This is a genomic window from Nonomuraea longicatena, from assembly GCF_039525605.1.
GTDB classification, from domain to species: domain Bacteria; phylum Actinomycetota; class Actinomycetes; order Streptosporangiales; family Streptosporangiaceae; genus Nonomuraea; species Nonomuraea longicatena.
In genome coordinates this window covers 1-7,035 of record NZ_BAAAHQ010000108.1, presented here as the reverse complement: position 1 = coordinate 7,035, position 7,035 = coordinate 1, and the positions used below count along the sequence as shown (strand labels likewise).

Genomic DNA, 7,035 nt, shown 5'->3' with positions numbered 1-7,035 from the left:
CCGGTATAACATGCCCCCGGATTCCGTGACAATCGTCCCTGTGTAAGCAGAAAGCCCCCGCCACGGCGGGGGCTTTCCTATGCGGCTTCCTGATCGGCCTTTGCCTCTCGCATCACTCGCACTGTGGCTAGGACGGCGGACCAGCGGGCCGGATCGGGAACGTGGTCTCTCCGGGCTTGCTCGCGGATGGCCTCGACGACGTCGGGGGGGAGGGTCACGCGGCGTCGCCCGCCTGCTGAATCGCCCACGCGATATCTTCCCTCGACCACGCTTCTGTCTTGCGGTAGAGAACGCTCATCACCATCTTGCCCTTCAGCGCCAGGGCAATACTGCCTGCCTGCCGAATGGAAGCGCAGTCACCATAGTTAGACTGTCCATATGTCACTTCAGGGGAAACGAGCGCCGTCTGAATCTCCTCGATGGTCACCAGCATGTCGAGGGCGCGGCTCGCCGCGTGCTTGGTCATATAGAAATCCGCGATGCCAGTCACCACAAGCCACCTTCACCCAAGTAGTCTTCATTGCGCTTTTCGTCGAGGGTCATAATCAGGGCGCGAAAGTTCTTGCCCACCTTCGCGAACACGGCGCCGACTTCGGGAACAGGGCCGATCTCCGGAACGGCCACCAGGTGAGCCCCTCTACCCACCACGTCGGCGCGAACCTTGTTCAGGAGGGTCATGTATTGGGGCTGAACCATGAGCCACGGTTCGCGCTTCTCAGCGATCTCGAAAAGGTCCCTCAGCATCGCCCATTCGGGGCGCCAGGAGTCCCCGCCCGCCGCGAGGGCGGTTGCCGTCGTGGGGTTCGGCTCGTCGATGGCCCCGTGAAGGATGACGCCCTGGCCGGTCTCGATCGTCAGGCGGGAATACGTCTTGCGCGTGCCGTCCTGACGGGCGCGCTTGGCCAACAGGATTAGATCGGATCGGACGATCTCAACGGCTTCCGCCTTCGCCTGGTCGCGAGACTCCACGGGGCAGAAGGCTTCCCCGGCCGTGAACGTGTCGGTCACGTGAATCGAGAGCGGACCATCGGACCGAACCATCACAAGCGCCACGGGAACCGGGCTCTTGGCCGGTAGCCATGCCTCAGCGTTGCCGAGGGCTTTCGAGAGATCCCCGGAGGGGACTGTAAGCGTCGTTGCCACACGTTGAACGTAGCGGCCCAACCAACTTGCAGCCAACTTGCAAGCATTCGTTGTGATGCAGATCACATCAAGGGCGTGTCGGCGGAACGCCGTGCCGGACATCTATATAGGGATAGGAACCCCCCTGGGGGGCTAGGGGGGCAGCAAATAGGAACGCTGCCCCTCAGGCAGCTAGCAAACCCGTAGGCGATCGGGGTAGTCCAAACGGACCCGATCGCAACGCCCTTCAGCTACCTAGCTGGCTCACACAACAGCCATGTTCGCCAGGAACGCGCCCCGGGCGCGCGAGGTTTCATGCCACGAGCAAAAGCAATCTGTTCGACGGCAGGATGCCGTCAGACAGTGAAAGCTAGGGGTAGGTGCGTCGATCACGATCCCGGCCCGTGGGCCGGACACACGCGACAGGACATCTCTCGACTTCCTAGCAACTGGTCTACGATCCGTCGCCGAATCCTTCGGCGCGATGGCTACCGCTGTTACGAATGCGGCGAAGACGCTAGTGAGGTTGATCACATCGTTCCGGGGGACAATCACGACCCCTCGAATCTGGGCGCCATATGCGCCCGATGTCATCTCGCTAAGACACACAGAGAGCGCCTACGTAAGCCGTAGATGCTCCTACGGGTTCGACCCTAGACACAGGAAAGCCCCCGCCGCAGCGGGGGCTTAGAGGCGATCCTAGAAGCGGCTAGCGCAGACCGGACCAATCCCAGACTCAATGCTTTCCGGGTTCGTCAGCTCCCTACGGCAGATGCAGCACGATCCCGTTTCCTTCCCGAACACCTTGGCCTCGTCGAGGGTCAGAAGGTTTTCCGGCTTCAGCAGCCGGACGATGCCGGGGGCGTAGTCGGAAGTGGCTCCCCCGGATGCACTCTGGTAGATCTCGACGGCGTACAGCCGCCCGGCCTTGGACTCCCGAACCTCAAAGTACTTCTCTCCGAGCTTATAGAACCCGGCCTCAACGATCTGAACCGGCTTCGCCGGGTTCGTGGCCGCGAGCCCCTTCAGGAACTTGATGAAGTCGCTAGCGAGACTCTTAGTCATGTCCTCAAAGCCTGCCTCGATCGTCTGAAGGTCAAGCCCCCGCTCGACCGCGAGCAGGCGAATCAGGTTCTTTTGGGGTTCGGTAGCAGTGCCGTTAACCATGGATGTTTTCCCTTCCCTTCGGGGGCTTTCGCCCCCGTCCTGCTGACAGGGAAGACAGTAAGGCACGTGTACACGGTTTGCAAGTTGGTTGTGATGGCCTCTTACGAGAGCCCTCCGATTGAAGCCTGCTGACATCGCGAAGTTTGCCACAGCGTGTACACGTATTGCAGGTTGGTTGCGCGTGTACATGGAGTGACGATAGTGCGATACCCGGGAGGGGGTACCCCCACAGTCCAGACGGTTTGAGAACTGTGGAGGGCTGGTCCTCGCAGGATGTACGGGTCTGGGCGAGGGTATGCGACGGCCCTTCCAAGGGCGATTACGCTTTGTGAGCTGCGGGATTGCCACCAGCTTCGCCCGGCGAGAAACGCCTAGTCTTCGCCCAGGACTGGATACCCATCACGCACTAGAAGCGTGAGTGGTCGAACGGGGTCGTCTTCCTCGACCGACCCGTCAGGGACGGTTACGCCGAAGTGCGTGCGCGCGGTGTTCGACGGATATCCCCACACCCAGCGCGGATCATCGCTTCGTGCGAATAGATTCCCCTCGGCGTCTAGTACGACATCGCCGGGCTTCCACTTGTTCGGGGGATGGATCTTCCCCCGCAATCCGCTGGGGTCGAGGTCTTTGCCTTCGGTCATGGCGACATCTTACAGACCGGGGCCGACAAGCCGGGGTAACAGGGGCCTGCGCCGATTGGTTGCCGGATAGCTTTGGACTCGTGGGGGCGACGGCCCCGGTCGGAAGGGCGACGGCCCTACCCGTATCGGTGTGGTGTAAGGGCGCAGCACGCTTCCGGTGAGGAGGAGATGCGGGTTCAAATCCCGCCACAGACACATGCCGCTCTAGCCCAACGGCAGAGGCACCGGTCTCAGGAACCGGACGGTTAGGGTTCGAATCCCTAGGGCGGCACAAAGGTTCATTCACTGGCCTGATAAGCCGGTTGGACGAACCTTCAGGGATGGAGTGTAGGCAGCATTCCGGCCCCAAGGGGCGGCCTTATCAGCCGCAAACAGGGCGGGCGGTGTCGGTTCGATTCCGACCATCCCGAGCAATCGCGACCGTAGCTTAAGGGCAGAGCACCGGATCTTGGTCCGGCATCATGCGGGTTCGACTCCCGCCGGTTGCGCGCAAGCGGTTAGTTCCGGTTCGACTCCGGGCGCGCGGCAATCGACTTAGCCGCGTAGTGATGTAACGAGGGTGCATGACCGTGACGGACGTTAGCTCAATCGGCAGAGCAGTGGCGTGAAGTGCCACGGACTCAGGTTCGACCCCTGGGCGTTCGGCGACAGAGGAAAGGGCCGGGTTCGAGTCCCGGAGACCGGTAATGGTGTAGCGGTAGCACGTTCCTCTGATCCAATGGCTTATAGCTCAATCGGCAGAGCGCCGGATTGTTAATCCGGTGGTTCCAGGTTCGAACCCTGGCAGGCCAGCGGGGGGGTGGTCCGGGTTCGAATCCCGGTGCCGGGGCTTTCATCCCCCGGTGTGGTGTAACGGAAGCACGCCCCCATAGCTTGTCTGGCGCCCCGAAGCTTTCAGGGCACAAGGCTCCGCCAGAGGCAGAATCCTCACGCTCCGCAGTCGCCGGCAAAGTCCCTGCGATTCAAGGAACCGCAGGTCAACGCGTTGCACACAAGTGCCGGCCAGCGCGGAGAGTGATGAACACGGGGTGGTGTAGTGGTCGATCACAGGGGCCTCATGGGCCTCCAAGCACGGGTTCGAATCCCGTCCCTGCAACCAAGCGGGTTCGCCTGCGTCGGCCTTGCTAGCCGACGTGGCCGCTAAGGCGTGTACACGCGGCCACCTACACGTCTTGATCGAGTTCGATGAAAGGGGGTGGGGCGTGGCTGGTACAGGACCAGCACCGAAGGATGGTCGCGTTCGCAGGAACGCCGATCCCGTGGATTCCATCACGCTCTCTGACGTGCCTCCGGCCGTCGAGGCGCCCCGGCTTCGCGGGTACGCGAAGTACTCGGCTGCGACGCGCGAATGGTGGGACACGTGGCGGTCGGCGCCGCAATCGGCGGCCTTCACGTCAACGGATTGGATGCGCCTAGCGATGCTGGCGCCGCTCGTCGAGCAGTACCACGAGGAACCCCGGACAGCCATCCTTGCCGAGATCCGGCTTAACGAGGAGCGGCTGGGCGCCACCATCGCCGACCGTCAACGGCTGCGCATGAAGCTCTCAGGGCCGAAGGAAACCAAGCCGACGCTTGCGCCCGTGGCCGATATCGCTGACCGGCGTAAGGCGTTGGAGGACTAGTGGCCGATCCGAAGTTGGCATCCGTCGCCAATGTGACCCGTCTCCCGGACGGGTTCTTCTCTTTCACGATCGACGGCTACGCGTTCCCGTGGACGGTTGAGCACGTCTCTACCGCGTTCACTCCGGATGGTTCTGGCCCGTATCTGACGGTCCGGATTCCGGCTGATCGCGTCGAGATCATCAACCAGGCATACGCACACCAGTAAGGAGGGGGCTTGCCCTACGCCCTCGACGGGCGTTGGACGGCCCCCGAATTCAGTCTCGGATACCAGGTCATCGACTGGATCGAGGCTTACCTAGTCCATGGCCCCGGCGATGTTCAGGGGCAACCGATCGTGATGGATCGCGAGTATGCGCGGTTCATCGTGGACGCGTACGAGGTCGATAGGCGAGGCCGGAGGCGCGTTACACGGGCTTTCCTCTCCCGTCCGAAGGGACGGGCAAAGTCCGAGCTTGCCGGGATGCTGGTGTGCGCTGAAGCCCTCGGGCCGGTGCGATGCGACGGCTTCGACGCGAACGGGAACCCGGTTGGCAGACCGGTCACGTACCCGTTCATTCGGTGTCTGGCGACCGAGGAATCGCAGGCTGGAAACACCTACGACAACGTCCATTACATGCTCTCGGAAGGGCCGGTATACGACGCCTATCCGGGGCTGGATATCAACCTGGCGAAGGTCAATCTTCCCCAGCCGGGCGGCGGTGAAATCGTTCCGTCGTCCGCCTCGTCGGCAAGCAAGGACGGCGGGAAAGAGACGCTAGGGGTGTTTGACGAGACCCACTTATACGTCACTCGCGAGCTTCGCGAGATGCACAAGACCGTCTCTCGAAACCTCCTGAAGCGTAAGAGCGCCCAGCCATGGGCGTTGGAAACCTCCACCATGTATGCGCCCGGCGAGGACAGCATCGCCGAGGGCATGCATTCGGATTTCTTGAAGGCCACTGACGGGCTGATCGAGCATCCGGGGTTGCTGTTCGACCACAAGGAAGCCCCGCCTGTTTCGATCAGGAACAAGGCCGAGCTTCGGAAGGCCCTCCGCTACGTCTACGGTCCGGCGTCCGAATGGATGGACCTTGACCGCATGGTCATCGAGCTACAGACCATGCAAGAGCACGAGGCTAAGCGCTACTTTCTGAACCAGCCTACGGCGACCGTTGACCAGGCCATCGAGAAGGAGGCTTGGGACGCGATTGTCTCGGAGGAGACTCCGAAGCCTGGCGACCAAATCGCTATTGGATTTGACGGCTCTTTGAGGTATGACGCAACGGCGATCATCGGTTGCCGCCTGTCTGATGGCCTAGTGTTCCCCATCGCGATTTGGGAGAACCCGCACACGGGCGATGACTGGGAAGTCGATGTGTTGGCCGTAGATGCGGCTATGGCTAAGGCGTTCGATGAATACCGCGTCGAGTGGGCCTATGCCGACCCTGCTTACTGGCAAGACATCGTAGGTCGTTGGGCTATCGAGTTCGGCGATAACCACATATTCGAGTTCTGGACTCATCGCGATACACCGATGAGTACCGCCGTCGAGCGGTTCCGTACCGGCATCCAGACTCAGCAAATCTCGCACGTCGGCGATGCCACATTGACCCGCCACGTGATGAACGCCCGGACGCGCGAAGTGCGCGCGGGCGTGGTCCTGAGGAAGGACACCAAGAAGTCAAAGAAGCATATTGACGCGTGCATGGCCGCCGTGCTGGCGGTCGAGGCGCGGGCCGACGCGATAGCGGACGGGCGCCTACGCAAGAAGCGTTATCGCGCCATCAGCTATTGAGAGGGTTTCTTGACGTTTCTAGAGCCGTACCCCCGCGCACCTATCGAATGGGTGAAGCATCTTGAGCGGGAGCTGAACAATCAGTCGGCTACCGCGAGACGCTACGACGACTATTATGAGGGCCGTCATCAACTGTCGTTTGCAGCGGCGAAGTTCCGCGAGGCTTTTGGCTCGATGTTTGAGGACACCTGGGCGGACAACTTCGCTTCGTTGGTCGTCGATTCGGTCGCCGAACGGTTGCAGGTAGATGGGTTCCGATTCACCGAAGACCCAGAAGCGGACACCGATTCCCTCGATATCTGGCAGCGAAACGGCCTCGACGCTGATTCGGACGCGGCGCACACAGATGCGCTCGTAACCGGCGCATCGTTCATTACCGTCTGGGGTGACTCGGACGGGGAGCCGATCGTCGTTCCCGAGTCGGCACATGAAATGGTCGTGTCCTACGTTCCAGGCTCGCGGAAGGTTATCCGTGCCGCTCTGAAGAAGATTGATGACGAGTGGGGCGACACCCACGCGACGCTCTGGCTACCGAATCGGGTCTACGCCTCGACGTACACAACGGGTCGTCAGGACTGGAATGAGTTCACGGAGGCGAACAACCCGCTAGGGCGCGTTCCGGTCGTTCCGCTTTTGAATCGCCCTCGACTCAATGGTAAGGCTGTATCAGAACTCAAGCGGATCATTCCCCTTCAGGACGCCGTGAAC

General features: G+C 61.6%; 9 protein-coding genes and 5 tRNA genes. 10 read left to right on the top strand and 4 right to left on the bottom strand.

What is annotated here, in order from left to right; translation table 11 throughout:
• Positions 1–214: 214 nt before the first annotated feature.
• A complete protein-coding gene (locus ABD120_RS39665) occupies positions 215–490 on the bottom strand; it encodes a hypothetical protein (protein WP_343955682.1) in 276 nt (91 codons plus the stop codon).
• Entirely contained in the window at positions 487–1,245 is a 759-nt protein-coding gene (locus ABD120_RS39660; RefSeq protein ID WP_343955680.1) for a hypothetical protein, read from the bottom strand. The genes ABD120_RS39665 and ABD120_RS39660 overlap by 4 nt, the downstream gene beginning before the upstream one ends.
• A 192-nt stretch (positions 1,246–1,437) precedes the next feature.
• Here ABD120_RS39660 and ABD120_RS39990 point away from each other — a divergent pair, with 192 nt between their 5' ends.
• Positions 1,438–1,755 carry an HNH endonuclease gene (locus tag ABD120_RS39990; RefSeq protein ID WP_425564123.1) on the top strand — a complete coding sequence of 106 codons (318 nt, stop codon included), beginning with the start codon at positions 1,438–1,440 and terminating at the stop codon, positions 1,753–1,755.
• 66 nt (positions 1,756–1,821) lie between these two features.
• On the opposite strand, the gene ABD120_RS39655 is transcribed toward ABD120_RS39990, so the two are convergent.
• Positions 1,822–2,478, bottom strand: coding sequence for a DUF6011 domain-containing protein (locus tag ABD120_RS39655; protein ID WP_343955678.1), 657 nt, complete (start codon positions 2,476–2,478; stop codon positions 1,822–1,824).
• Positions 2,479–2,660: 182 nt separating this feature from the next.
• Entirely contained in the window at positions 2,661–2,930 is a 270-nt protein-coding gene (locus tag ABD120_RS39650; protein ID WP_343955676.1) for a hypothetical protein, read from the bottom strand.
• Positions 2,931–3,128: 198 nt separating this feature from the next.
• Here ABD120_RS39650 and ABD120_RS39645 point away from each other — a divergent pair.
• The 9 genes from ABD120_RS39645 to ABD120_RS39605 form a co-directional block, all read left to right on the top strand.
• Positions 3,129–3,201: transfer RNA gene (locus ABD120_RS39645), tRNA-Leu, on the top strand.
• Between the two features lie 145 nt (positions 3,202–3,346).
• Positions 3,347–3,418 (top strand) — tRNA-OTHER (locus tag ABD120_RS39640).
• Between the two features lie 85 nt (positions 3,419–3,503).
• Positions 3,504–3,575 (top strand) — tRNA-Phe (locus ABD120_RS39635).
• A gap of 74 nt (positions 3,576–3,649) precedes the next feature.
• A tRNA-Asn gene (locus ABD120_RS39630) sits at positions 3,650–3,722 on the top strand.
• Between the two features lie 230 nt (positions 3,723–3,952).
• A tRNA-Met gene (locus tag ABD120_RS39625) sits at positions 3,953–4,029 on the top strand.
• A 34-nt stretch (positions 4,030–4,063) separates the two neighbouring features.
• Positions 4,064–4,552 (top strand): phage terminase small subunit, encoded by a 489-nt coding sequence (locus ABD120_RS39620; RefSeq protein WP_486348458.1) that lies wholly within the window; start codon positions 4,064–4,066, stop codon positions 4,550–4,552.
• Complete coding sequence (locus tag ABD120_RS39615; RefSeq protein WP_343955672.1) at positions 4,552–4,758, top strand: hypothetical protein; 207 nt, start codon at positions 4,552–4,554, stop codon at positions 4,756–4,758. Before ABD120_RS39620 ends, ABD120_RS39615 begins: the two co-directional genes overlap by 1 nt.
• Positions 4,759–4,767: 9 nt before the next feature.
• Positions 4,768–6,327 carry a hypothetical protein gene (locus ABD120_RS39610; protein ID WP_343955670.1) on the top strand — a complete coding sequence of 520 codons (1,560 nt, stop codon included), beginning with the start codon at positions 4,768–4,770 and terminating at the stop codon, positions 6,325–6,327.
• A gap of 51 nt (positions 6,328–6,378) precedes the next feature.
• A partial coding sequence (locus ABD120_RS39605) for a phage portal protein (protein ID WP_343955668.1) occupies positions 6,379–7,035 on the top strand: 657 nt, incomplete at its 3' end.